We start from the raw sequence: 22,907 nt of genomic DNA, 5'->3' as shown, positions 1-22,907 counted from the left end.
TGCCGGGCGTCTCGTTCTGAGTCCACCACTTGGCCTTCCAGGTGTGGCCGCCGTACGAGACGGTGTCGCCGCCGGTGTAGACGGCGCCGCTGTTCCACGCCCCCGTGGCGCAGCTGCCGCCGGTGGGGGGCGGGGTGGTCGGCGGGGTGGTGGTCGGCGGGGTGACGCCGGCGAACCTCACCGAGTACTTCGCGAAGTCCCAGTCCGACTGGGCCACGCTGCTGCACGTGCCGGAGGTCTTGCCGTTGTTGTCCGGCGGGGTGCACTGGCGGTCGCGGTTGAGCGACCAGAAGGTGAAGCGGTCCATGTGGTGGCTGGTGGCGAAGTCCAGCACGGTCTGGAAGTCGGCCTGGGTGAAGTACTCGCCGGTGTCGCTGCGGCCGTTCATGCCGGAGAAGCCTTCGTGCGCGTACGCGGTCGCCGCGTCCCAGCCGAAGGTGGACTGCAGGACGGTGTTGAAGTTCGTCAGGGCGCTCGTCTGGGCGGCCGCCCCGTTGAACCCGCCGTCGAAGGGCATGATGGAGAAGTTGTTCGGCGTGAAGCCCTGTGCCTTGGCCTCGTTGAGCATCTGCTTGCCGAACCAGCCGGTGCCGTCTGCGGTTCCGGCCGTGGTGACCGAGACGTAGAGGCCCGGGTTGTTCTGCTGGAGGATCTTGGCCGCGCCGATCTCGCGGGCGATGGCGGCGGTGTTCTCGTACTCCGGCTCCTCCAGGTCGAAGTCGATGGCCTTGAGCTGGTACTTGGTGATGACCTGCTGGTAGGCGGCCGCGGTGGAGGCGGCGTCGGAGCAGGTCTGGCCCAGCTTGGTGCCCCCGTACCCGCCGATGGAGACCGACACGTCGCCGCCCTTGGCGCGGATCGCGCTGATGACGGAGCCGACCGCGGTGTCCGACGAGACCGGCGACGTACCGTCCCAGGTCGGGCTGCACCCTCCCCCGTTGGGCGCGAGGATGAAGGCGAGCTGGAACGCCTTCAGGCCGGTGGCGTCCATGATGGCGCCCGCGTCCGGCGGGTTGTTGTCGTGCGGCATCAGATAGGGCGCTGCGGCGTACCACCGGTTGCTGAGCGCGGTGGCTGCGGCGGGCGCGCCAGAAGCCTGCTGCGCGGCGAACGCCGCGAGTCCCGCGGTGGCCAGGGCGGCGGTGGCCGCACCGCAGAGCAGAGCGCGAAAACGCTTCATGGAGACTCCTGTCGGGGAGAAGGTGCCGCCAAGAATCGAAGGGTGTCGCATTCACGTCAATGCGTTGGCCTAGACCATTGCATTCTCTTGAACGTTGCACCGCCGGCCCGCCCGCCCCGGACACGGTCCCGAACCACCCCGTTCAGCCCCGGGGGCGCAGCTCAGAGCCGGAACCAGCGCTCCTCCCCCGGCCGGACACCGAACCGGCGCCCGTCGGGCAGGACGACGGGGAGCGGGCCACCGTGTGAGGCCGGTACGCGGATGGCCAGGCGCCCCGGGAGCATGCGGACCCGGACTCCCCGGTGTTCGCGGAAGCAGACGGTGAAGGAGAACCGGGGGATCTGCGCCAGGGCCACCGGCTCCACGCGCAGGCCCTCCGGCACGGCCTCCAGGCCGGTGATCCCGCGCTCCACCAGGTCGACCGTGCCCGCCATCGCCCCGAGGTGGATGCCCTCGCCGGTCGTTCCGCCCTGGAGGTCGGACACGTCGCCGAGCAGCGCCTCCTCGCAGTAGCGCCAGGCGTCGGCGCCCTTTCCCCGGGCGGTCACCCAGCCGTGGACGAGACTGCTGAGCGTCGATCCGTGGCTGGTGCGGCGCAGGTGGTAGGCGACGGTGGCGCGCCATGTCTCGTCGTCCAGGGGGCAGCCGAGCCGGGCGAACAGCGCGCGCAGTTCCCTGGGCCGGAAGAGGTAGCCGAGCATGAGCGTGTCGGCCTGTTTGGATGCCTGGTAGCGGTTGACGGTGTCGCCTTCCGCCTCCAGGATCCGGTCGAGCCGGCGGATGTCGCCGTAGCGCGCCCGGTACCCCTCCCAGTCGAGTTCCGCCAGGTCGCCCCAGCCGTCGAACTGGCTGATCACGCCCTGGTGGTACGGGATGTGGAGGCGGCGGGAGACATCGTCCCAGCGGGCGATCTCGTCGTCGTCGAGCGACAGGTCCTCGCGCAGTTCCGCCCTGCGTGCGGTGGGCAGGTCGTCCAGGAGGTCGAGACCTCGGGCGAGGACCCAGGCGGCGGTCGCATTCGTGTACGCGTTGTCGTCGATGCCCGGCTCCGCGGCGCCGGGATAGCCGTCGTGGTACTCGTCGGGGCCGACGACCCCGCGAATCCGGTAGCGCCGCAGCCCCGGGTCGAAAGCTGCGGCCCCGGCCCAGAAACGGGCGACCTCCAGAAGGATTTCGGCCCCCTCCGCGTGCAGGAATCCGCGGTCCCCGGTGGTCTGCGCGTACCGCCACACGTTGAAGGCGACGGCCGATCCGACGTGGTGCTGGAGCCGTGAATGGTCCGGAAGCCAGCGCCCCGAGCGGGGGTTGAGGTGCAGTTCCTGTGTCTCCTCCCGGCCCGAACTCGCGCTCTGCCACGGGTACATGGCCCCTTGGCGCCCGGCGTCGCGGGCCGCCGCGCGTGCGGCCGGGAGGCGGCGGTGGCGGTACATGAGCAGGGCCCGCGCCACTTCGGGGAAGTGCAGGTTCAAGTGGGGCAGGACGAACAGCTCGTCCCAGAAGATGTGCCCCCGGTACGCCTCGCCGTGCAGCCCCCGGGCCGGGACGCCGACGTCCAGCTCCGCGGTGTGCGGCGAGAGCGTCTGCAGGAGGTGGAACAGGTGCAGGCGCAGGATGCGCCCCTCCTCGCCGGGGACGTCCAGTTCGCCCTGTTCCCACAGACGCCGCCAGGACGCCTCGTGCGTGGCCAGCAGCCGGGGGAAGTCCGGTGTCCGGGTGAGCGCGTCGCATGCCTCCGCGCGCGGGTCGCCGTCGGGCCGGTCCATCGAGGTGTGCAGGGCCAGGGTCTTCACCACGCTCACCGAGCGGCGGGGGACGACGGGGAGGCGGTAGGTCTGGACGGTGCGGGTCGGGGTGGCGGTCTCTCCGGCGGGCACCTCGGGGGTGGTGACGGTACGGACGGCCAGGCCGAGACGGACGCCGGGGTCATAAGTGCGGCAGGAGAGCCAGGCGGTGCCGCCGGGCTCGTATCCGCTCGTGAAGTCCGTGAGATGGTGCCCCTCCAGCTCCCGGTACCGCTCCACTCCGGCGTTGCCGACCTCGCCGTCGAGGACGGACTCCACCTCGACGGCGCCGCTCCATCCGTAGGCGCGGAACGTGCTGCGCTGGGCCGCGAGGTGCGGGTCGCTCATGTGCACGATCCGCGTGTGGCCGACGCGCAGGCCGCGTCCGTGCGCGTCCCGGAAGAACAGGTGCCGGGTGAGCGTCCCGGCGCGCAGGTCGAGCCGTACCTCGTAGTGCCGCAGGTCCGGGGAGCCGGGCGTCAGCCAGTCGCCGGGCGGCCCGTCGTCCGGCAGGCAGCGGTAGCGCAGGAGCGTCCAGTTGGGCAGGTTGACCATGTCCTCGTTCTCGACGCTCCGGCCGGCGACGGACGAGGTGCGCCGGTCGTAGCACCCGGCCAGGTAGGTGCCCGGGTAGTGGACGGGACCGGCGGGGCACTCGGGGGCCGAGCCCCGGGTGGCGAACCTGCCGTTGCCGAGCGTGCAGAGCGATTCGACGAGCCGCTCGCGCTCCGGCTCGTACCGCCCGTAACCCCACGTCCATCCGGTGGTCATCGCACCTCGCCCCCTACGTCTCGTACCAGCGTCATGAGATCGGGGACCACCAGGTCGGCGCCCTCCTGCCGCAGCGCGGCCGAACCGGTCCCGTCCGGGCTCCGGTCCACACCGACGACGCATCCGAAGCCTCCGCGCCGCCCGGCCTGTACGCCGGCGAGCGCGTCCTCCACCACGGCGGTGTCGCCTGGGGCGGTGCCGAGGCGGTCCGCCGCGTGCAGGAAGAGCGCCGGGTCCGGCTTTCCGGGGAGCGAGAGCCGGGCGGTGTCCTCACCGTCCACGACCGCCGCGAGGAACCGGTCGAGCCCGGTCTTGGCGAGCAGCGTCCGGGCGTGCCGGGACGCCGAGACGGCGACGCACGGGACGTCGCGCGCACGCAGGACCTCCAGCGCCTCTTCGGCGTCCGGGAACGCGACGACGGCGCCGGCGGCCAGGGCCTCCCGGAACGCCGCTTCCTTGCGGGCGGCGACGGCCCGGACAGTGCCGCAGCCGGGCGGGTCGTCGGGGCGCCCGGCCGGAAGGTGGATGCCCCGGGAGGTCAGGAACGCCTCGGCTCCGTCGTAGCGCGATTTGCCGTCCACGAAGCGGCGGTACTCGGCGTCCGAGTCAAAGGGGGCCCCGGCCCCCGTCTCGTCGTCCGCCCGCTCGGCAAGGCAGGCGTCGAACGCGGTCTTCCATGCGGCTGCGTGGACGACGGCCGAGTCGAGGAGCACCCCGTCGGTGTCGAGGACGACTGCGCGCGGCGGCCCGCACCGGTCACGGCCCCCGTTCACGCGACGACCGGAGGGCCGGGATTGTGCGGGCCCGTGCCCAACGGGGTGACGGCATCGGCCCGCGCGATCGCATCACCCGCGTCCCCGGTGCCCGGACCGGGCAGGTCGCGCCGGGCGGTACCGCCCGGCCTCTGCAAGACGACAGCCTGCATGCTGCCCACCCACTTCCTGTCCGGCGTTCGGGTGCCCTTCCTCCCCGCTTTCAGCTCGTATCCGCCCGCCGGTGCGGCGTACATGCTCATCGGCGCACGGCGGACACGGCTCCCTCCAGGGTCGCGCGACCCCGCGGAGCCGCAACCGGGAGCGCCCGCGCCGGTCCTCGTCCCGGGGGAAGCGGCCGGACCCGGGGCCCTTCGTTCGGACCGGGCCGGCAGAGCGCCGAGCACCGGAGCGCGGCCCGGGGTGCCGAGGAGCGGCGCTCCGGAGCACCGGCGCCCACCGCCGCCTCGGCGCGAAGGAACGTTCCCTCACCCACCGCTCCCGCGCGGCCCGCGCCTCAGGACGCGTCCGGCACGCCGACCGCCGCTCGGTCGCCCTCCGGCCTCGCGGCCCTCACCAGCTCCGCCGAACGGATGACGCGGGTGCCCCGCGAGACGCGCAGCCGCACCTGGGCGCCCGTCGCGATGGCCCGCGAGGCCGCGGGCAGCGCCCAGGCGGTGGTCAGGTCCGTGTCCCCCTCGTCGAGGGCCAGGAACCGGGCCGCCTCCTTGCCCTTGCGCGACTCCATCCGCAGCACCTCGCCGGTGATCGTGTCCGGCTCCCGCCGCTCCAGGCAGGCGAGGACCACGAAGTACACGGCCAGCGCGCCGAAGACCGCGACGGCCACCAGCTCGCCCGGCAGCGGCCCTTCGTGCGCCGAGGCGTCCTTGAACCAGCCGTGTGTCGCGCTCGCGAAGTTGCCGGGCATCATCGCCAGGAACGCCACGAGCAGGGTCCAGCGACTGAACTTGCCCGCCACCACCAGGCCGAGCAGCGCGCTGCCCACCCACCCGGCGCTCAGGATGAGCCCCGGCCTGCGCAGCGAGCCGCCGCTGTGCGCGTCGACCACCCAGCCGGGCTCCCGCATCACCGCGAACGCGCAGAGGCACACCGCGACCACGCCCGCCGCGGCCGCCAACTGCAGCAGGCGGCGGGGCGAACAGCCGAAACCCGGGCGCAGCCGGGGGTAGCGGATGCGCACGGCACGCCAGGACCCTCCGTACGAGGACCAGACGCGTCGCCGGTCTCCGGAGTCGAAGCCGAGGAGCCGACCGGTCAGGCTGGTGACGCCGAGCGCGGTCCCGTACGCGAGGTAGCGGTCCCACACCGTGACGGATGCGGGCGGCAGCCGGGCGAAGTCCTCGTGCGCCGACAGCCAGGCGCGCAGCCCGGCCCAGTGGCCGGCCCGCTCAAGGCCCTTCGCTGTCGCGCGCTCCCCCAGCGACTTGCTGAGCAGGAAGGACAGCACGGTGCCCGGGGCCACACCGAGGCCGAGCGCCGCCCGCACATTGTGCCCGCCCATGATCACGGCCACGGCGAACAGCACACCGGGCAGGAACGCGGTGACGAGCAGGGCGCTGACGAGCAGGGACGCGAACCGGAACCGGGACAGGCCGCGCAGCCGTGCCTCGGCGATGATCTCCCGGCGCAGCGCCGTGTTCCAGGAGGCGGCGCGCTTCTCGTCGCGGAACGCGATCGCCCCGATGGGTGCGCCGCCGTTCGTCGCCGCGGCCGTCACCCGTTCCAGTACGCGCAGCTCGTACGGCATCAGTCCCTGCGCGTCCCGGCCGGCCCCGGTGACGTGGACGGTGCTGCGGAGCGGATCGTCGCCGTGCTGCCGCAACTCGACCAGCCCGCGGGCGGCGAGATCCAGCAGGGTGGCCGCGGCGGCGTGTTCGACACCCCGCCACCGGTTGCCGAGCAGGCTGACCACGGCCGGCGGTTCGGGGTCGTCCCCGAACTCCTGGGTCGCGGGCCCCGGCGTGACCACGCCGTTTCGGGTGGCGACCAGCACGAGTCCGAAGACGACGAGCCAGAGCACGATCAGGGCGGCGCCGCCCCAGTAGAGCTGTTCGATGTGTGTCACGCGAATCTCACCTGGACGGCGTCCTGCGCCACCTCGGGGGCTTCGAAGTACTCCCGCCGGGCGTGAGCGCCGCCCAGACCCGACACGATGTTGCCCGGGAAGCTCTCCAGCGCCGTGTGGTAGCTCTGCACGGCGCTGTTGTAGAACTGCCGCGCGTACGCGATCTTGTCCTCGGCCGTCGTCAACTCGGCCTGCACCTCACAAAAGTGCTGGTCCGCCTTGAGTTCCGGGTAGTCCTCCCCGAGCGCGAACAGCTTGCCCAGGGTCGCGGTGAGCGTCGTCTCGGCAGCCGCCTGGCCCTTGACACCGAGCCCGTCGTTCACGGCAGCCCCACGCGCGGCGGTGACCGCCTCGAAGGTGGAGCGCTCGTGAGCGGCGTAGCCGCGCGCGGTCTCGACCAGGTTCGGGATCAGCTCGTGCCGCCGCTTCAGCTGCACGTCGATCTGCGCCCACGATGCCTGCGCCTGGTTCCGCAGCCGGATGAGCCGGTTGTAGGTCCGGACGACCCACCACCCGCCCACCACGACACAAACCGCAACGATCGCACCCACAATGACACCCACGGCGTCGCCCCCCAGAGGCCCCTAAAGACTCGACCCCCCTGGCCGATCGACGTGATCATATTTGCGGCTGTCAAGGGCCGCACGACGGGGGGACGTTTCCGTGGGGCCGACACTCCCCCGCCCCGCCGGGCGGCCGGGCGTCAGCAGCCCACCGGCGAGGAGCCGACGACCACGTCGTCGAACCACAGGGTGTCGTCGCCGGTCCCGTAGCTCTCCCAGCCCAGCCGCAGAGCGGTGGGCCTGGGCGCGGTGGTCCGGGAGAGCCACTGCGCGTCGATGTCCTGCGTCGGCACTTCGTCGGCGTGCAGCCCCGGCACCTGCTCGTCGTTCAGCCAGGTGTCGAGCCCCGGCGCCGAGGTGTCGACCGAGAACCGCAGGCACTGCCAACCGTCCGTCGGCAGGGGCCTGCTCAGCCCCACCCCGACCGGACTCTGCGCCGGGAGCGTGGCGTCGTCGCTCTCCCGGTTCCACTGCAGGGCGCCGTTCTGTCCGCCTATCCGCAGCGCCCGGCCGTCCTGGGAGCTGTCGGGCATCGATACGAAGGTGACGTGCGCGGCCGGGAGCACGGTGGTGTGCCGCACCCACATGCGGACGTGCAGCACCGGGCCGACCGACGACAGGTCCGCGGTGGAGGCGACGAAGGCGTGGTTGCAGTAGCCGGCCCGCCCGTCCAGCCGCAGCGAGCGCGTGCCGCTGTGCGCGACCTCCGTATCGACGGCGGCCGTGCCCGTGCCCTGGCAGTCGGGCGCGGTGACCTGCCAGTCACCGGCGGGCACCGGACCGGCCTGCCCCTCGAAGTCCTCGCAGACCGCGGCGTCACCGCACTCGGCGGAGGGCGGTGCGGTGGGCGGCGGTGACGTCGGGGGCGGCGTGGTCGGCGGCGAGGTGGTGTCACCGCCGCAGGACACGTCGTTGAGCGCGAAGTCGGCGGGCGCCGAGCCTGGGGCCCGCCAGGTGCCCTGCACACCGAAGTCGACGGTTGCGCCGCCCGCCAGGGCCCCGTTCCAGGCGGCATTGACGGCCGTCACCGCGTTGCCGTCCTGCGTGACGGTCACACCCCAGGCGGAGGTGACCCGCCGGTCGCCGTCGTACGTCCAGGTCAGGCGCCAACCATCGAGAGCGGGGCCGGTGTTGGTGACGTGGACCTCGGCGGTGTAGCCGCCGGTCCACTCGTTGACGGTGTAGTCGACCCGGCATCCGGCCGCCAGGTCCGAGCCGCTGGCGGGCACCGCGACGAAGAGGGACAGGGCCAGCGCGACAGCGGCCCCGGCCGCCGTCCAGGGTCTGCGCAGTAATCGTGGGGGAGGGATCGACATGTGTGCCTCCTCGGGGTGGCGGACCGTAGGCCGGTGCGGAAGTGGGAGCGCTCCCATCGCCATGACACCGCGCTTGACGGTGCACTGTCAATACGTAGCCGCGCCGCAGAGAGCGCCCCGAGAGTTTCGACATCGGAACACGCGGCATCAGACGGCACCGCCACCACACATCGACCCCCAAGGGGTGCCACATGGCATCGCACACGCCCTGAGCTGGAGCAAAGGACAGAAGAGGTGCACGCTGCCGCGACCGAAGTTTTCGCAAAGGTCGGCATCGCGGACGGCCGGGTGCAGACCCTCGTCCCGGGCCCGGCCAAAGGCGGCAAGGGCCGCAGCCTCCGCGCGGGCCTGGACATCCCCGCCGGTGAGACGGCCCAGAACCGCTCCGACATCGAGGTGCTCCGGAGCGGCCTGCCCGCACCGATCGACCTCCACCTGGACGGCGACCGCCTGTACTGGACCGCCGCCGGGTGGGAGCCTCGCGAGATCGCCGCACTGGAACACCCGTCGACCGGACTCTGCCTCCTGCCCGGGAGTCTCTGACGGCAGGACCCGGGCACGCGCAGTTGCGGGGCCCCCCTTCGCTGCTGGTTGCTATCGTTCCCTGGCACATCAGGAGCGGGGCGCAGCAGAACGGGGGAGGTTCCATGGGGCTGTTCGACAGCATCCGCGGGGAATTCATCGACATCATCGAGTGGACCGACAGCAGCCGGGACACCATCGTGTGGCGGTTCCCGCGCCACGACAACGAGATCAAGATGGGCGCCAAGCTCGTCGTACGCGAGTCGCAGACGGCGGTCTTCGTCAACGAGGGCCGGATAGCGGACGTCTTCCAGCCGGGCACCTACACCCTGCAGACCCAGAACATGCCGCTGCTGTCCACGCTGAAGGGCTGGAAGTACGGCTTCGACTCGCCGTTCAAGGCCGAGGTGTACTTCGTCACCACCCGCCGGTTCACCGACATGAAGTGGGGCACGCAGAACCCCGTCGTCGTCCGCGACCCCGAGTTCGGAATGGTGCGGTTGCGGGCCTTCGGTGCCTACGCGGCCCAGGTGGTCGACCCGGCGGCACTCCTGCGCGAACTGGCGGGCACCGACCCGCAGTTCCGCACCGAGGAGGTGCAGGAGTACCTGCGCCGGCTGATCGTCGGCAAACTGGGCGGCGCACTCGCCACCGCAGGGGTACCGATGCTGGACCTGGCGACCCGGCAGGAGGCCATCGGCACCCGGCTCGCGGGGGTGCTCTCCCAGGAGCTGAAGCCGGTCGGTATCGCCGTCCCCACGTTCATCATCGAGAACATCTCGCTGCCGCCGGAGGTCGAGGAGGCCATCGACACCCGTTCCCGGATGGGGATCGCGGGCAATCTCGACCAGTACACCCAGTTGAAGGCGGCCGATGCGCTCGCCACGGCCGCGGGCACGCCCGGCAGCGGCGCCGGCGAAGGCATGGGGCTGGGGCTCGGCATGGCCGCGGGCCAGCGGATGGCTGCCGCCCTCACCCCGCAGCCCCAGCCGCAACCGCAACCTGCCTCCCCCGCGCCTTCGGCCGGTCCGCCGCCGCTGCCCGTGCAGGAGCAGTGGTTCATCGGCGTCAACGGCACCCAGCAGGGGCCGTACGACCGGCCCGCGCTGACCGGTCTGGTGACCGCGGGCACCTTGACCCGCACGTCGCTCATCTGGAAGGACGGCATGCCCGGTTGGCTGCCCGCCGACCAGGTGCCCGACATCGGCCGGCTCTTCGCGGCCGTTCCTCCGCCGCTGCCGCCGCAGGACTGAGAGGGACGACGTTGCACACCGAAGAGAGAAACGCCGGGGATCCCGGCACGGGTTCCCGGTCGTACCCCTGCCAGGCGTGCGGCGCGACGGTGGAGTTCGCGCCGGGCTCCGAGGCCATGCGCTGTCCGTACTGCGGTCACGAGCAGGCGGTGACCGCGGCATCGCGGGAGGTCCGCGAGCACAGCTTCGACGAGCTGACCCCGCTGCCCGTAAAGCCGCGCAGCTCCGTCCCCGGCGGCATGCGCACCTACGTCTGCCCGGGCTGCGGCGCCCAGACCGAGAGTGACGACCTCTCCGTCAGCTGCCAGTTCTGCGCCACCCCGCTGGTCGCCGACCCCGAAGCCACCGAGCGGGTGCGGCCGGAGGCCGTGGTCCCCTTCGGCCTGGACCGGGATGCGGCCCGCGACGCGCTGCGGGCCTGGACATCGTCCCGCTGGTTCGCGCCGTCCCGTCTGAAGACGGTCGGCGAGGCGGAGACGTTCAAGGGCAGCTACCTGCCGCACTGGACCTACGACGCGCAAACGGTCACCCACTACCGGGGTCAGCGCGGCGTCCACTACTACGTCACCGAGACGTACACCACGACGGAGAACGGCGAGAGCGTCACCAAGACCCGCCAGGTCCGCCACACCCGCTGGTCCCCCGTCTCCGGAACGGTCAGCCGCGCATTCGACGACGTCCTCGTCGCCGGCACCAGCCACGTCGGCCACGAACAGCTGGACAAGCTCACACCGTGGCCCCTGGAGGAGGCCAAGCCGTTCCAGCCGGAGTACCTGGCCGGCTTCCGGACCGTACGGTACGACGTGGAGCCCGAGGACGGTCTGGTGACGGCCAAGGAACGGATGGCCACCGTCATCACGTCCGACTGCCGGTCCGACATCGGCGGTGACGAGCAACGGGTCACCACCCTGGACACCCAGTACTCGGCGCTCACGTTCAAGCTGATGCTGCTGCCCGTATGGTTCCTGACCTACCTGTACGCGGGCACCAGCTGGCAGGTCATGGTGAACGCCCGCACCGCCGAGGTCATCGGCGAACGCCCGTACAGCAAGGCCAAGATCGCCGCGGCGGTGGTGAGCGGCCTGATCCTCGCCGCGCTGATCGTCTTCCTGGTGATGCGGAAGTAGGGAGCGCCGGTTCGGGAGCCCCCGCCGGCGCGGTCCGACGGGGGCTCACCACTGCGAACGCGGACTGCTCAGCGCAGGCCGGCGAAGAGATCGTTCTCGGGGACGGCCGCGCCGGTGGTGTCCTTGACCCGTACGAAGGTCTCCATGCCCATGAACGCGCCGAACCTCTCCTTGCCCATCTTGAGGAAGAAGATGTTCTCGCCCTGACTGGCGTGCGCGGCCAACGCATCGAACTTCTGACCGCTGAACGCGGTGGTGTCCACCCACGTGGTGATCTCGTCGTCGGGGAGCCCGATCTCGGCCATCGCGGCGGCCTCGGCCGGATCCGGCTCGGGCATGTCCGCGCCGAACTCGCGCATGGTCTCCCCGAAGCGCTGCATCATCGAGCGCGGCGCCGTCGTCCAGTACACCTTCGGTGTCAGCTCGGTCATCTCCAACGCCGCCATCGTGATGCGGTGGGCCTGAATGTGGTCGGGGTGACCGTAGAAGCCGTTCTCGTCGTAGGTGACGACCACATCGGGCCGGTAGTGCCGCATGAGCTGCGCAAGTCGTGCGGCGCCCTCCGCCACGGGGGTCCGCCAGAAGGAACCGGGGGCGTCATTGCTCGGCCACCCCGTCATCCCGGAGTCGGCATAGTCCAGCATCTCCAGGTCACTGACCTTCAGGACCTCACAACTCGCCTCCAGTTCACGGCGTCGCATCAGGGCGACGGCCGCCGGGTCGTGCCCGGGTTCGCCGGGCTTGACTCCTCCCGGTCCGTCACCGCAGCCACCGTCGGTACACGTCACAAGAACCGTGCGCATGCCTTCCGCCGCATACCGCGCGAGGACCCCTCCCGTTCCGGTGGCCTCGTCGTCGGGGTGGGCGTGCACTGCCATGAGCGTCAACGGCCGGTCAGTCATGACACTGTCCTCCTGCATGAGTACGTCCTGGTCCGAGTACGCGGCGGGCGTACCGCGCTCGTGGGGCCGGTCCCCGGCGGGGCGAACGACCTTGCGGTCTCCGTCTCCCCCGCCGTGCGGCGCCGGCCCCTCGGTCGATGCAACCGTTCCGGCAGGACCGGCTGTTCCCGGCTCAGCCGATCGACCTTCCGGATGTCGGAATTTCAACGCGAACGAGGTACAGGCGGGACACCCACGTCTCGGCGCCACCGGCGGCCTCCGCGGAGCGGCATCCCGCGCTGCACGTCGCGGCGGGGGAGCAGCGCATGCCGTCGGGCTCGCCGATCACGCTCCCCGACCGCGCTCCTGGAGGCCGCCCGGCCGAACCGGCTACCGCGGTGCCTGCAAGAGCGCTGCCCGCAGGGCCTCCGGGTTGGCGGCCAGGAAGTCGTCGAACGCGCGCGGCGGCCGGCCCGTGATGTCCTGGACCGCCGTGGTGGTCACGGCCTGGGATCCGGCGGCGACCTCCTTCACCAGCACGGCGAGATCCTCGCCGAACCGGCGCGGCAGCCCCTGGGCCGCCATGGCGTCGGCAAGGGTCTCGGCGGGAAGTTCCGCGCGGCCCACGACCCGGCCAACGCCGACGCGATCTTGTCGGCGACGTCCGCGCCGGTGAGCGCCTCGGGGCCCTGAGGACGGAGGTCTCCCCCTCGCCGCGCGCCCCGGTCAGCAGGACGGCCGCGCAGGCGTCGATGTCGTGGCAGTCGATGTGGGCGACGGGAGTGCTGCCGTGGGAGGCGATCAGGTCTCCGTCCGGGGTGTAGGCCCCCGGGGGCGAGGAAATTCTGCATGAAACCGGCCGGCTGGAGCACCGACCAGGCGAGGCCGGATACCTTGAGGTGTTCCTCGATCTCCCAGTGCGCTCCCTGGGAGAGCTTCGCCCCTGCCGGGCGTGCCAGACCGACACCTTCACCACGTGGGCGACGCCGGCCGCACGCACCGCGTCGATCACGGTCTTCTGCCGGCGAATCATCGACTGCTCCCCGTCCACCGGCTCGGCGCCGGAGCCGTTGAAGAACAGCCGGTCCACCCCCTTGAGCGCCCCGGCGACCGAGCCCGGGTCGTCGAAGTCGCCGACGACGAAACCGCAGCCGAGCGCCCTCCCCTTGCTCTCGTCGCGCACCAGCGCCGTGAACGGCGCACCGTCCTGACGCAGCCGGCGCACCAGAGACCTGCCGATGGAACCGGTGGCTCCCGTCACCAAGATCATGCGTGTCCCCTCCGCGGATGCGGTGGGCCCGTGACGGCTAACCTGAGGGGCCCTCGGGAAAACTGACGTGAGGGTGCCTCGAATCAGCGCCGGACGCGGAGAGAAGATGGCCCTGCCCCGGCAGCGCCGCCTCCGGGCCGATGCGCGGCGCAACAGGGACCGCCTGCTGGCGGAAGCCGACGCGGTCTTCCGGCAGGAGGGCACGGGTGCTCCCCTGGTGAGCGTCGCCCGGCGGGCCGGTGTCGCGATCGGCACGCTGTACGGCCATTTCCCGAACCGCCGTGCCCTCATCGGCTCACTGCTGCGTGAACGCAACGAGGCCCTCTTCGAGTACGGGCAGGTACTGCGCACCAGTTCCGCGCCCAGGCAGGCGCTGACTCGGTGGGTGCACGCGGTGGTCGAGCACGGGGCCGCGTACCAGGGCCTGGCCGCCGTGTTCGCCGACGGGCTGGACGACCCGGATTCGGAACTCCACTCCCCCTGCGTCCGGATGAACGACATCAGTGACGCATTGATCGTCAACGCCCGAGCGGACGGCACCCTCCGCGGGGACGTGACCGGCGTCGACGTCTTCGCCCTGATGAACGCCGCGGCCCGGACCCGCGAGCACCTGCCCCCCGAGCAGGCCGACCGCCTCGTGGCACTGACCCTCGACGGCATGCTGACCCAGGCGCCGTGCAGCGACGGAACGGCGGAGCCGGAGCGCAGCCGGAACCCGTGACCGCCGGCACCGGGCACCGGGCACGAAGGGGACCGTACGGATCCATGCCGGGAGGCTTCACGCCCGGGGCGAGCACGGGTCCCGTCGAGCAGGCGGCGGCTCGCATTCCTGCCGTTAGGGTTCGGTCTGTACGCCTGCCCGACCCGAGGAGATCACCGAGTGTCCGATCTGGACTTCTACGCACACGTCGCCACACGCTGCGAAGTCCTCGGAACCGGTCTCGGATCCAGTCCCGACGCGTGGGAGGCCGCAGTAGGACCGGACTACCTCGACGATCCGGGCAAGGGGCTGCTGCGCCGGGACTACGGGCTGGTCGAACTCTTCTTCTCGGATGCCGAGGGGCCTCTGTCCTGCTTCGGATTCAGTGTGCAGATCCACCGACTGATCCACGGCCTCTCCGTGCCGGCCTCTCTCACACAGCCGTACGGCGAGTTCGCGCCCCGCGTCCGGTTTGCGGAATTGCGAGCCGCGATCCTGTCTCTCGGGCGTACCGTCGAGCCGGACGACGTCTCGGGGGACGTCCATCGCTATCGCGTGGCCGAGTCCGGTGCTCGCATCTTCGTCATCAGTGACCTCGATCCGTACGGGGGCGGTGACCACGACGTCGATGATCAGGAGGCTCACCAGGCAGGCGACGTGTGGCGAGTGAGCGTGGCGCGAGCCCGGTGAGAAGGGCGCGGGGGCGAAGTCCGTTACGGGGTGCCGAAGCTCGACTCGCCCCGATGCGCGGCTCCTTCACCGCCTACCCGGCCACCGCCTCCTTCAGGGCCCTCCCTGTCAGGGAGTTCGCCCGGGAGACCAGTGCGGCCGGCGGCCCGGTGAAGACCAAGCGGCCGCCATCGGTGCCGGCACCCGGTCCGATGTCGATCACGTGGTCTGCCTGGGCAACGACGCGGAGGTCGTGCTCGACCACGACCAAGGTCGCACCCCGGTCCACCAGGTCGGCGAAGAGTACGACCAGTCGGTCCACGTCGCCGGGGTGCAGACCGGTCGTCGGCTCGTCCAGGACGATGTGCTCCTCGGCGAAGCCGGAGGACGCGCTGAGGTGCCTGGCGAGGAGCAGGCGTTGCTTCTCGCCGCCGGAGAGGGTGTCGAGCGACTGTCCGACGGCGGTGTAGCCGAGCCCCACGCGCTCCAGCCACATCATCGGCTCCGCGATGTCCGCTCGGTCGGAGAAGAGTTCGGCCACCGGGCCGGCCGTCATCCGAAGGACGTCCGCGATCGTGTGGCCGTCGAGCGTGGTTCCCAGGGCTGTGGGGTTGAAGCGCGCACCACCGCACGCCTCGCAGGGGGTGGCAACGTCGTCCAGGAACGCGAGCTCGGTGGTGATGTAACCCTTGCCCCGGCAAGCAGGGCAGGCGCCTTTCGAGTTGAAGCTGAACCAAGCCGGTGCGAGGCCGGACACGGCACCGAACGCCTCGCGCACGCCATCGGCGACGCCGAGGACGCTCAGCGCCATCGACCGTACGCCGCCGCCGAGCGGTTCCTGTCCGACCACCGTGAAATCACGTTGCTGCCTGGCAAGTTCGTCAGTGGCGAAGGAGGTCTTTCCGGAGCCGGCGACACCTGTGACGGCGGTGAGTACGCCGAGCGGGATGTCGACGTCGAAGCCGCCGAGGTTGTGCGCCGAGGCGCGCACGACCCGTACGTGGCCGCGCGGCTTGCGGGCCGTGCGCCGTAGCTCCAGCGGTGTGGAGAGCAGCCGGCCCGTGACGGTGCCGCTCTTGAGCAGTTTCTCCGGTGTCCCTTCGAACTGGACGAGGCCACCGTCCGATCCCGCGCCCGGGCCCATGTCGACCACATGGTCGGCGATGCGGATGACCTGGGGGTGGTGCTCCACGACCAGAACGGTGTTGCCCGCGTCTCGCAGCTTCAGCAGGAGTTGGTTGAGTCGCTGCACATCAGCGGCGTGGAGGCCGGTCGAGGGTTCGTCGAATACATAGGTGATGTCGGTCAGGGCACTGCCGAGGTGCCGCACGATCTTCACTCGCTGGGCCTCGCCACCCGACAGGGTCGACGACTCCCGGTCGAGCGAGAGGTAGCCGAGCCCGACCGAGAGCAGTGCGTCCAGCGTGTGGCGGATGCCTGCGAGCGCGGGTTCCACGCGCGGATCGTCCACCGTGTCCAGGAGTTCGCGGAGTTCGGCCACCGACATCGCCGACCAGTCCACGATCGAGCGTCCTTCGACGAGGCTGGTGCGTGCAGCGACATTCAGCCGAGCCCCGTCGCACGCCGGGCAGACCCCGTGAGCGGTGACACGCTCCAATTCCCGGTGCACCTGCTGGGAGATCTTGGCCGGACGGTTCTTTACGTACACGTCGCGCAACCGGGTGACGACGCCGTCGAACCGAGCGGTTTTCGGAAAGCGCGGATCTGGCTTCGGCGGTTTGTGCTGCTCGGCGTAGAGGAAGAGCCCCATCTCCTCGTTCGTGTAATTCTTCAGCGGTTTCGCCCGGTCGAACAGTCCGGAGTAGGCGAAGCGCTTCCACCGGTAGGTGCCCGGGCGGAACTGACTGAACCGAACGGGCCCTTCATCGATGCTCTTCTCCGGATCGATCAGCTCATCGACGTCGATGTCGACGACGGAGCCGAGCCCTTCGCACTCGGGACACATGCCCGCCGGGTCGTTGAAGGAGTACGCGGGCGAGTATCCGGCGGAGGGCTCGCCGATCCGGGAGAACACGAGCCTGAGCAGCGGGGCGATGTCGGAGGCGGTGGCGACGGTCGACCGGGCGTTCCCGGTGAAGCGACGCTGATCGATGATGGCGGTGAAGGTGAGGCCGCTCATCGACTGCACCTCGGGCGCCGGCATGTGGGGCAGCCGATTGCGCACGAAAGAGGGGTACGTGTCGTTCACGAGGCGCTGTGCCTCGGCGGCGACGGTGTCGAGCACGAGCGACGACTTACCGGATCCGGAAATCCCTGTGACAACCGTCAGCGATTTTTTAGGAAACTCCAGGCTGACATTCCTGAGATTATTGGCGGCCGCCCCCACGACACAGATTACGGATTCGAGTGCGAAATTCCGACGAGCCATGCCCGGCATCTTAGATCATCCGACACAGAAACGGACGGCACTCACGAGACGGGCCGGCGAGCGCCAGGAGAACACCTCATCGCGTCAAGGACGTTGCCGACATCCGCCCGGGTCGCTTCGCCGATGCCGTGGCGGGAACCGCTTGGGCAAGCGCGCGAGCCGCTACTTGATCGACATAGATGATGACCGGAGATCCTGCCTTGGGAGGTCATGGTTCTTGGCAGAATCCCCGGTCACTTTCCCGGGTGCCCTGCGTGGCAGTGCTCATGCCGTCCTCGTCTCGGCTCATGGACCGTCGACACGTTGCTGGCGTGCGGGTGGGCCACGACGAAGATTCGTCGTGGCCCACCCGCACGCCATGGAAGCTCCGGTCAACCGGCAGGTGTCACCATCGGTACCAGCGACCTCGCTTACCGCCACCTGACGTCGGCCGGATCACAAATCCGAGCAGCCACACAATGAGCACGATGATGGCGATCCACCAAAGCGCCTTCAGTGCAAAGCCTGCACCGAAGAGAATAAGTGCGAGCAGAAGAACAAGAATGATAGGAACCATGATTATCAACCTCCAAGACCTCCTGTGCCCCAAAATTCCGACCTCACTCCAAGGGGCTCTACGAAAGTCTCACGGACGTGAACGCCCCGCAGAACCGGATGCTCTCGCATCCGGGCATTGCAACGGGACCGGAAGGTCTTCCGGGATTCCGCGCGCAGCGTCTCTCCGGGCGGCGCCCGGTGCTCAGCTGACGTCCCCGCCGTGCCGGGGCTTCGGAACGCCCGGTGGCACGAAGCAGGCAGTGACGGTCTTGCCCGAGTCCTGCAGATGCGTGGTCCAGTCGTCGGCGAGCGCGTCGACGATGGCCAGTCCTCGCCCTCCGGTCGTCGTCAGGTCTTCGGACTGCTTGGCCGGGGGCAGGGGGTCGGAGTCGTGGACGCTCACGTGCAGGCAGTGGCTGTCCCAGGTGAGAACCAGCTGCGCATCGCTGTGCGCGTGCACGTGCGCGTTGGTGATCAGCTCGGAGACGCTGAGCAGTATCGCGTCCACCGTCTCGGAGGCGCCTTCGGTCCACTCCAGGGAGGCCAGGTGCTCCCGCGTCCACCGACGCCCGGCCCGGGCCCCCTGCGACACCGGAAACGACTGCGCCCATCCCATCGCGCGCAACGACGTGTCCTTCGTCATCGGCCCTCCCTCACTCGGCTCTCCTCCCCCCTACCCCCGCCTTCGAGGCCCACCCCCGCAGCCCCGGCAGGAGGCGGTCGAGGACGAGCAGCGGTCAGATGCGTAAGGCACATCCGCTTCTCGTACGCACTGTTCCGTACTGTCCCCTGCTGCCCCCGGGGCCCGCGGGTGCGACGGATTCCTGCTGGCGAGGCATCGAGGCACGCTTCGTGTGGAAGGTGGTACTCACGACGCAGAAGAGGAGAAAAGTGGTGGACTGGACACTGGACGAAGGATTCGAGACGCCCGGAGGGGTGGTGCGGTGGGGGACGATGGGCAGCGGAGACCCGCTCGTACTGGTGCACGGCACGCCGTATTCCTCATTCCTCTGGCGGGACATCGCTCCCGCGCTCGCCCGTACCCGCAAGGTCTTCTTCTTCGACCATCTCGGCTTCGGCCAGTCGGAGCAGCGAGAGGGCCAGGATCTGAGCCTGGCGGCTCACTCAATGAACTTCGCCCGCCTCCTCGACCACTGGGGGCTCTCGCGCCCCAGCGTTGTGGCTCACGACATCGGCGGGGCGGTGGCGCTGCGGACCTTGCTGTTGGAGGAGAGGAGCTACCGGGACCTGACTCTGTTCGACGCGGTGAGCGGCGGCGAGTGGGAGCGCGGGCTCTTCCGGCTTTTCCTGGAGCACGAGGAGGTCTTCCGCGAGCTGCCGGGTTACGCGCACGAAGCGCTGGTCGCCGGCCACCTGCGGCACGCCACGCACGCCGGCTTCCGGCCAGGGGTCCTCGACGCCTTCCTCACACCGTGGCGGCGGGAGGCAGGGCAGGCGGCGTTCTACCGTCAGTACACCCAGATCAGGCAGGCGGACACCGCCGCGTACGAGCACCTGCTGGGCGACATCTCGATCCCGGTACGGCTCGTCTGGGGTCGCGAGGACCGCATCCTCCCTCCCGAGTACGCCGAGTGGCTGCACGAACGCGTCCCGCACGCGGAGCTGCACTGGATCGAGGGCGCCGGCCACCTCCTCCAGGAAGACGCGCCGGGCCAGCTGCTGGCCTGCCTGACAGCCGGGTTCCGTCCGGCCTGAGCCGGGGGTGCGCGGCGGTGACCGGCTGAGCGGGCAGGCCCAGCCGTGCTTTCAGGCCGAGCCGGTCAAGCCGGGCCTCGCTCCGCCCACCACCGTGAGCAGGTCCACGACGAAAATCAGGGTCGAGTCCGCCGGGATCAACGGAGAGGGTGACTGCCTGCCGTAACCGAGACGCGGGGGGACGATGATCTCGCGCCGGCCGCCGGCCTTCATTCCCCTTACCCCCCGGTCCAAGCCCTTGATGGCCCTGCCGCCGCCCACGGCGAACTTGAACGGCCGGTCCTCCTCCCAGGAGGAGTCGAACTCCCTCCCGGACGCGAACGTGACCCCCACATAGTGAACCTGGACCACCCTGCCCGGCTGCGCCTCGGGTCCATCCCCGACCACGAGGTCCCGGGTCGCCAACTCAGTGGTCGCGACTCCCTCCGGAACCACGATTGCGGGCTTCGTCAGTTCGTTCATCACGGTCCCCTCGCTCGCCACCGGAATCCCCCGCACGGGCCGGCCGGACACATGGACGTTCCATGCGGCAGGCGATCACGCTACCGGCCCGTGCGCACCGCTCGGTCGGGCGCGACCGGATCTCCCTCCGCGGTCCCGTCCAGGCGACGCATCAGCCGAAGAAGCTCAACCGCACCTGACGGTCGTGATTCGAGACGTTGGTGTCCACCAGGCACACCGACTGCCACGTTCCCAGCTCCAGGCGCCCCGCGATCACCGGCAGCGTCGCGTGTGGCGGGACCAGGGCCGGGACCACGTGGTCGCGGCCGTGGCCGGGGGCGCCGTGGCGGTGTTGCCAGCGGTCATCGGCGGGGAGCAAGGCGTGCAGGGCCGACAGGAGGTCGTCGTCGCTGCCCGCGCCGGTCTCCAGGACGGCGATTCCGGCGGTGGCGTGGGGGACGAAGATGTTGAGCAGGCCGTCGCGGCCGGCGGCGGCGCCGTTGAGGAACTGCTCGCAGTCCGATGTCAGGTCGGTGACGGTCTCCGTCGAGCCGGTGGTGAGGTGCAGGACAGTGGTGGTGAAGGGAGAAGACATGCTCCCATCCTGCCGCTCTCCGGACCCGATCCCGAGGATGGCGCGTCCGCGTCCGGCACCTCGGCCGCGACCGGAAGCGTCGCGGGAAGTTCCACCGGTCCCCCGGAGTTGGTAGAAGCGTGAACGGTATCGGGATGCGATCGGTGGACGTCGTGGTGATCGGGGCCGGGCAGGCGGGCCTGTCCGGCGCTTATCACCTGCGTCGCAGCGGCCTGGAGCCGGACCGTGACTTCGTGGTCCTCGACCACGCCCCGGCTCCCGGCGGCGCCTGGCAGTTCCGGTGGCCGTCGCTCACCTACGGCAAGGTGCACGGCATGCACGCGCTCCCGGGGATGGAGCTGACCGGTGCGGACGACGAGCGGCCCTCGTCCGAGGTGATCGGCGAGTACTTCGAACGGTACGAGAGCACCTTCGGCCTGAGGGTGCACCGGCCCGTCGAGGTGAGCGCCGTACGTGAGGGCGACGGTGGGCGGCTGCTCGTGGAGACCTCCGAGGGTACGTACGCGGCGCGCGCCCTGATCAACGCGACCGGGACGTGGGACCGGCCGTTCTGGCCGCGCTACCCGGGGCAGGAGACGTTCCGTGGCCGGCAACTGCATACGGCCGACTACCCCGGGCCCGCCGCATTCGCCGGGCAGCGGGTGATCGTCGTCGGCGGCGGGGCCTCCGGTACGCAGCACCTGATGGAGATCGCCGAGGTGGCGGCCGGGACCTACTGGGTGACCCGGCGACCGCCCGTCTTCCGGGACGGGCCGTTCGGGGCGGAGCAGGGGCGGGCCGCCGTGGCGATGGTGGAGGAGCGGGTACGACGCGGGCTGCCGCCGCAGAGCGTGGTGAGCGTGACCGGGCTGCCCGTCACCGACGCCGTCCGGCGCGCCCGCGAGTCCGGGGTGCTCGACCGGCTCCCGATGTTCGACCGGATCACGCCGGACGGCGTCGCCTGGGACGACGGCCGCACCGTCGAGGCCGACGTCATCCTCTGGGCGACCGGTTTCCGTGCGGCCGTCGACCATCTCGCCCCGCTGCGGCTTCGTGAGCGCGGCGGCGGCATCCGGGTCGAGGGCACCCAGGCCGTGCGGGACGAGCGCATCCATCTCGTCGGGTACGGGCCGTCCGCCAGCACCATCGGGGCCAACCGCGCCGGACGGGCCGCCGTCAGGGCCATCGGAGAACTGCTGCGGCGGGAAGAGGAACGGGAAGGCGAGGGGGCGGCGGCTGGGATGCGGACCTCCGTCGGGGCGGCCTCGGCCGCGTGAATCGGTCGGTCGGCCCCCACGGGGACGCTTCGGTCGCCCGGCACTGCCTGGTCGGTGCGGCTCGTTTTCACGTCGCGTCCGGCCACCCCTGGCGCTGCTCCCCGTCAGCGCTCCCTGTCACCCCCTGCGGTTGCGGTTGAACTCCGCCACGTTGCGCTGCTGCTCCGCGTAGTCGTCGGTGAAGCGGGTGTCGCCCGGGGCCACCGTCACGAAGTACAGCCAGGGGCCCGGGGTCGGGCTGATCGCCGCTGTCATCGCCTGCTCCCCCGGGTTGCCGATGGGGGTGGGCGGGAGCCCCTTGTGTTCGTAGCTGTTGTACGGGCTGTCGATCTTGGTGTCACCCGTGGTGGTGTCCAGCGTGCTGCGGTTCATCGCGTAGTTGAGGGTGGAGTCCATCTGGAGCGGCATTTCGCGGTCGAGGCGGTTGTGGATGACCCGGGCCACCTTGCCCATGTCCGCCTCGGTGTCCGCCTCGGCCTGGACGATGGCGGCGATGGTCACCGTCTGGTAGACGGTCACATCGTTGCGTCGGGCACCGGCCGTGATGTGGTCCGCGCCGAAATGTTCGACCGCCGTGTCGACCATGTAGCGCAGCAGACTCTTCGGGGTCGTCGTGGAGGTGACGGGGTACGTCGCCGGGAAGAGGTAGCCCTCGGGGTTCCCCTTCGCTTCGGCCGGGAGCGGGAGGTCCGCCGCCTTGGCGGCCTTCGCGGTGGTGCCGGCGGGCTGGTCGAGGGCCTTGTCGTCGGCCGCGTAGACCTGCGTGGCCCGCCACCCCTCAGGGATCACCAGGGTGGTGCGAGGCTGCTCGGTACCGGACTCCCTGGTCAGCAGGGGAACGAGTACGGCGGCGGCCACGGCGAGAACGAGCACGGCGCCGATGAACAGCACCAGACGGCCACGCCGGGTCGGACGGAGTCTGCGGTGAGGCCGGGAATCCGGGGTCTCGTGCGCCATGCGGGCACGCTAACCCGCGTCGGCCCCGGGACCCGGGACCCCGATCCCCACGGCACGCCCCGGCACGCCCCGGCACCGCGTGGCACGAACACGCGAACAGGGGCGCGGACGTTCGCTGGAACGCGTGATCGTTTCGGGAGGTCCC

Annotated in this window: 21 protein-coding genes and 1 pseudogene; 7 read left to right on the top strand and 15 right to left on the bottom strand. The window is 70.8% G+C overall.

Translation table 11 applies throughout. The features are described from left to right. The 6 genes from E6R18_RS17630 to E6R18_RS17605 all read right to left on the bottom strand — a co-directional run. A partial coding sequence (locus E6R18_RS17630; RefSeq protein ID WP_136317844.1) for a chitinase occupies positions 1-1,180 on the bottom strand: 1,180 nt, incomplete at its 3' end. Between the two features lie 161 nt (positions 1,181-1,341). Continuing rightward, a complete protein-coding gene (locus E6R18_RS17625) occupies positions 1,342-3,732 on the bottom strand; it encodes a glycoside hydrolase family 65 protein (RefSeq protein WP_136317843.1) in 2,391 nt (796 codons plus the stop codon). Further along, a complete protein-coding gene (locus tag E6R18_RS17620) occupies positions 3,729-4,505 on the bottom strand; it encodes an HAD-IA family hydrolase (RefSeq protein WP_136317842.1) in 777 nt (258 codons plus the stop codon). The genes E6R18_RS17625 and E6R18_RS17620 overlap by 4 nt, the downstream gene beginning before the upstream one ends. A gap of 496 nt (positions 4,506-5,001) precedes the next feature. Beyond that, positions 5,002-6,570 (bottom strand): DUF2207 domain-containing protein, encoded by a 1,569-nt coding sequence (locus tag E6R18_RS17615; RefSeq protein WP_136317841.1) that lies wholly within the window; start codon positions 6,568-6,570, stop codon positions 5,002-5,004. Next, the gene (locus E6R18_RS17610) at positions 6,567-7,133 is read right to left on the bottom strand and encodes a LemA family protein (protein ID WP_136317840.1); all 567 of its coding nucleotides are present in this window, start codon (positions 7,131-7,133) and stop codon (positions 6,567-6,569) included. Before E6R18_RS17610 ends, E6R18_RS17615 begins: the two co-directional genes overlap by 4 nt. Before the next feature lie 140 nt (positions 7,134-7,273). After that, positions 7,274-8,449 carry a cellulose-binding domain-containing protein gene (locus tag E6R18_RS17605; protein WP_136317839.1) on the bottom strand — a complete coding sequence of 392 codons (1,176 nt, stop codon included), beginning with the start codon at positions 8,447-8,449 and terminating at the stop codon, positions 7,274-7,276. A gap of 234 nt (positions 8,450-8,683) precedes the next feature. Here E6R18_RS17605 and E6R18_RS17600 point away from each other — a divergent pair, with 234 nt between their 5' ends. The 3 genes from E6R18_RS17600 to E6R18_RS17590 all read left to right on the top strand — a co-directional run bounded on the left by E6R18_RS17600 (position 8,684) and on the right by E6R18_RS17590 (position 11,351). Then, positions 8,684-8,992, top strand: a complete 309-nt coding sequence (locus tag E6R18_RS17600) for a hypothetical protein (protein WP_136317838.1) — start codon at positions 8,684-8,686, stop codon at positions 8,990-8,992. Between the two features lie 104 nt (positions 8,993-9,096). Beyond that, on the top strand, positions 9,097-10,224 hold the full coding sequence (locus E6R18_RS17595; RefSeq protein WP_136317837.1) for an SPFH domain-containing protein: 1,128 nt from the start codon (positions 9,097-9,099) through the stop codon (positions 10,222-10,224). Positions 10,225-10,373: 149 nt separating this feature from the next. Next, the gene (locus E6R18_RS17590; RefSeq protein WP_240799769.1) at positions 10,374-11,351 is read left to right on the top strand and encodes a hypothetical protein; all 978 of its coding nucleotides are present in this window, start codon (positions 10,374-10,376) and stop codon (positions 11,349-11,351) included. A 68-nt stretch (positions 11,352-11,419) separates the two neighbouring features. Here E6R18_RS17590 and E6R18_RS17585 read toward each other — a convergent pair whose 3' ends face one another. The 3 genes and pseudogenes from E6R18_RS17585 to E6R18_RS34910 all read right to left on the bottom strand — a co-directional run. Further along, positions 11,420-12,253 carry a PIG-L family deacetylase gene (locus E6R18_RS17585; RefSeq protein ID WP_136317835.1) on the bottom strand — a complete coding sequence of 278 codons (834 nt, stop codon included), beginning with the start codon at positions 12,251-12,253 and terminating at the stop codon, positions 11,420-11,422. 369 nt (positions 12,254-12,622) lie between these two features. Continuing rightward, a complete protein-coding gene (locus E6R18_RS34915; protein WP_240799770.1) occupies positions 12,623-12,859 on the bottom strand; it encodes a hypothetical protein in 237 nt (78 codons plus the stop codon). A gap of 364 nt (positions 12,860-13,223) precedes the next feature. Next, positions 13,224-13,502 (bottom strand): annotated as a pseudogene (locus tag E6R18_RS34910) (NAD(P)H-binding protein); the annotation flags it as partial. Positions 13,503-13,608: 106 nt separating this feature from the next. Between E6R18_RS34910 and E6R18_RS17575 the strand changes: the two are divergent. Continuing rightward, positions 13,609-14,223: a TetR/AcrR family transcriptional regulator gene (locus E6R18_RS17575; RefSeq protein WP_136317834.1), complete on the top strand. Its 615-nt coding sequence runs from the start codon at positions 13,609-13,611 to the stop codon at positions 14,221-14,223. A 159-nt stretch (positions 14,224-14,382) separates the two neighbouring features. Beyond that, positions 14,383-14,892: a hypothetical protein gene (locus E6R18_RS17570; protein WP_136317833.1), complete on the top strand. Its 510-nt coding sequence runs from the start codon at positions 14,383-14,385 to the stop codon at positions 14,890-14,892. A 73-nt stretch (positions 14,893-14,965) separates the two neighbouring features. Here E6R18_RS17570 and E6R18_RS17565 read toward each other — a convergent pair whose 3' ends face one another. From E6R18_RS17565 to E6R18_RS17555, 3 genes are all read right to left on the bottom strand, one after another. After that, on the bottom strand, positions 14,966-17,260 hold the full coding sequence (locus tag E6R18_RS17565; protein WP_136317832.1) for an excinuclease ABC subunit UvrA: 2,295 nt from the start codon (positions 17,258-17,260) through the stop codon (positions 14,966-14,968). A 385-nt stretch (positions 17,261-17,645) separates the two neighbouring features. Continuing rightward, positions 17,646-17,816 carry a hydrophobic protein gene (locus tag E6R18_RS17560; RefSeq protein ID WP_136317831.1) on the bottom strand — a complete coding sequence of 57 codons (171 nt, stop codon included), beginning with the start codon at positions 17,814-17,816 and terminating at the stop codon, positions 17,646-17,648. A gap of 183 nt (positions 17,817-17,999) precedes the next feature. Beyond that, a complete protein-coding gene (locus E6R18_RS17555; protein WP_206308309.1) occupies positions 18,000-18,440 on the bottom strand; it encodes an ATP-binding protein in 441 nt (146 codons plus the stop codon). 251 nt (positions 18,441-18,691) lie between these two features. On the opposite strand from E6R18_RS17555, the gene E6R18_RS17550 reads away from it, so the two are divergent. Then, on the top strand, positions 18,692-19,513 hold the full coding sequence (locus E6R18_RS17550) for an alpha/beta hydrolase (protein WP_136317830.1): 822 nt from the start codon (positions 18,692-18,694) through the stop codon (positions 19,511-19,513). Positions 19,514-19,564: 51 nt separating this feature from the next. On the opposite strand, the gene E6R18_RS17545 is transcribed toward E6R18_RS17550, so the two are convergent. Then, positions 19,565-19,975 (bottom strand): FKBP-type peptidyl-prolyl cis-trans isomerase, encoded by a 411-nt coding sequence (locus tag E6R18_RS17545; RefSeq protein WP_136317829.1) that lies wholly within the window; start codon positions 19,973-19,975, stop codon positions 19,565-19,567. 151 nt (positions 19,976-20,126) lie between these two features. Further along, positions 20,127-20,549, bottom strand: a complete 423-nt coding sequence (locus E6R18_RS17540; protein WP_136317828.1) for a secondary thiamine-phosphate synthase enzyme YjbQ — start codon at positions 20,547-20,549, stop codon at positions 20,127-20,129. Between the two features lie 134 nt (positions 20,550-20,683). Between E6R18_RS17540 and E6R18_RS17535 the strand changes: the two genes are divergently transcribed. After that, on the top strand, positions 20,684-21,805 hold the full coding sequence (locus E6R18_RS17535; RefSeq protein ID WP_136317827.1) for an NAD(P)-binding domain-containing protein: 1,122 nt from the start codon (positions 20,684-20,686) through the stop codon (positions 21,803-21,805). A gap of 117 nt (positions 21,806-21,922) precedes the next feature. Here the strand turns inward: E6R18_RS17535 and mltG are convergent, their stop codons facing one another. Beyond that, positions 21,923-22,762: an endolytic transglycosylase MltG gene (gene mltG / locus E6R18_RS17530; protein WP_136317826.1), complete on the bottom strand. Its 840-nt coding sequence runs from the start codon at positions 22,760-22,762 to the stop codon at positions 21,923-21,925. Positions 22,763-22,907: the final 145 nt, after the last annotated feature.

Origin of the sequence: Streptomyces sp. A1277 (assembly GCF_004795015.1) — a bacterium.
Classification (GTDB): Bacteria; Actinomycetota; Actinomycetes; order Streptomycetales; family Streptomycetaceae; genus Streptomyces.
The sequence above is the reverse complement of the archived record's forward strand: the minus strand, read 5'-3'. Positions and strand labels throughout refer to the sequence as shown.

What these genes read in the sequence shown, in the direction of transcription:
- E6R18_RS17545 (WP_136317829.1), bottom strand. Translation starts at nt 19,975, where the DNA reads ATGAACGAACTGACGAAGCCCGCAATCGTGGTTCCGGAGGGAGTCGCG.
- E6R18_RS17565 (WP_136317832.1), bottom strand. Translation starts at nt 17,260, where the DNA reads ATGGCTCGTCGGAATTTCGCACTCGAATCCGTAATCTGTGTCGTGGGG.
- E6R18_RS17625 (WP_136317843.1), bottom strand. Translation starts at nt 3,732, where the DNA reads ATGACCACCGGATGGACGTGGGGTTACGGGCGGTACGAGCCGGAGCGC.
- E6R18_RS17540 (WP_136317828.1), bottom strand. Translation starts at nt 20,549, where the DNA reads ATGTCTTCTCCCTTCACCACCACTGTCCTGCACCTCACCACCGGCTCG.
- mltG (WP_136317826.1), bottom strand. Translation starts at nt 22,762, where the DNA reads ATGGCGCACGAGACCCCGGATTCCCGGCCTCACCGCAGACTCCGTCCG.
- E6R18_RS17585 (WP_136317835.1), bottom strand. Translation starts at nt 12,253, where the DNA reads ATGACTGACCGGCCGTTGACGCTCATGGCAGTGCACGCCCACCCCGAC.
- E6R18_RS17575 (WP_136317834.1), top strand. Translation starts at nt 13,609, where the DNA reads ATGGCCCTGCCCCGGCAGCGCCGCCTCCGGGCCGATGCGCGGCGCAAC.
- E6R18_RS17605 (WP_136317839.1), bottom strand. Translation starts at nt 8,449, where the DNA reads ATGTCGATCCCTCCCCCACGATTACTGCGCAGACCCTGGACGGCGGCC.
- E6R18_RS17535 (WP_136317827.1), top strand. Translation starts at nt 20,684, where the DNA reads ATGCGATCGGTGGACGTCGTGGTGATCGGGGCCGGGCAGGCGGGCCTG.
- E6R18_RS17595 (WP_136317837.1), top strand. Translation starts at nt 9,097, where the DNA reads ATGGGGCTGTTCGACAGCATCCGCGGGGAATTCATCGACATCATCGAG.
- E6R18_RS17560 (WP_136317831.1), bottom strand. Translation starts at nt 17,816, where the DNA reads ATGGTTCCTATCATTCTTGTTCTTCTGCTCGCACTTATTCTCTTCGGT.
- E6R18_RS17555 (WP_206308309.1), bottom strand. Translation starts at nt 18,440, where the DNA reads ATGACGAAGGACACGTCGTTGCGCGCGATGGGATGGGCGCAGTCGTTT.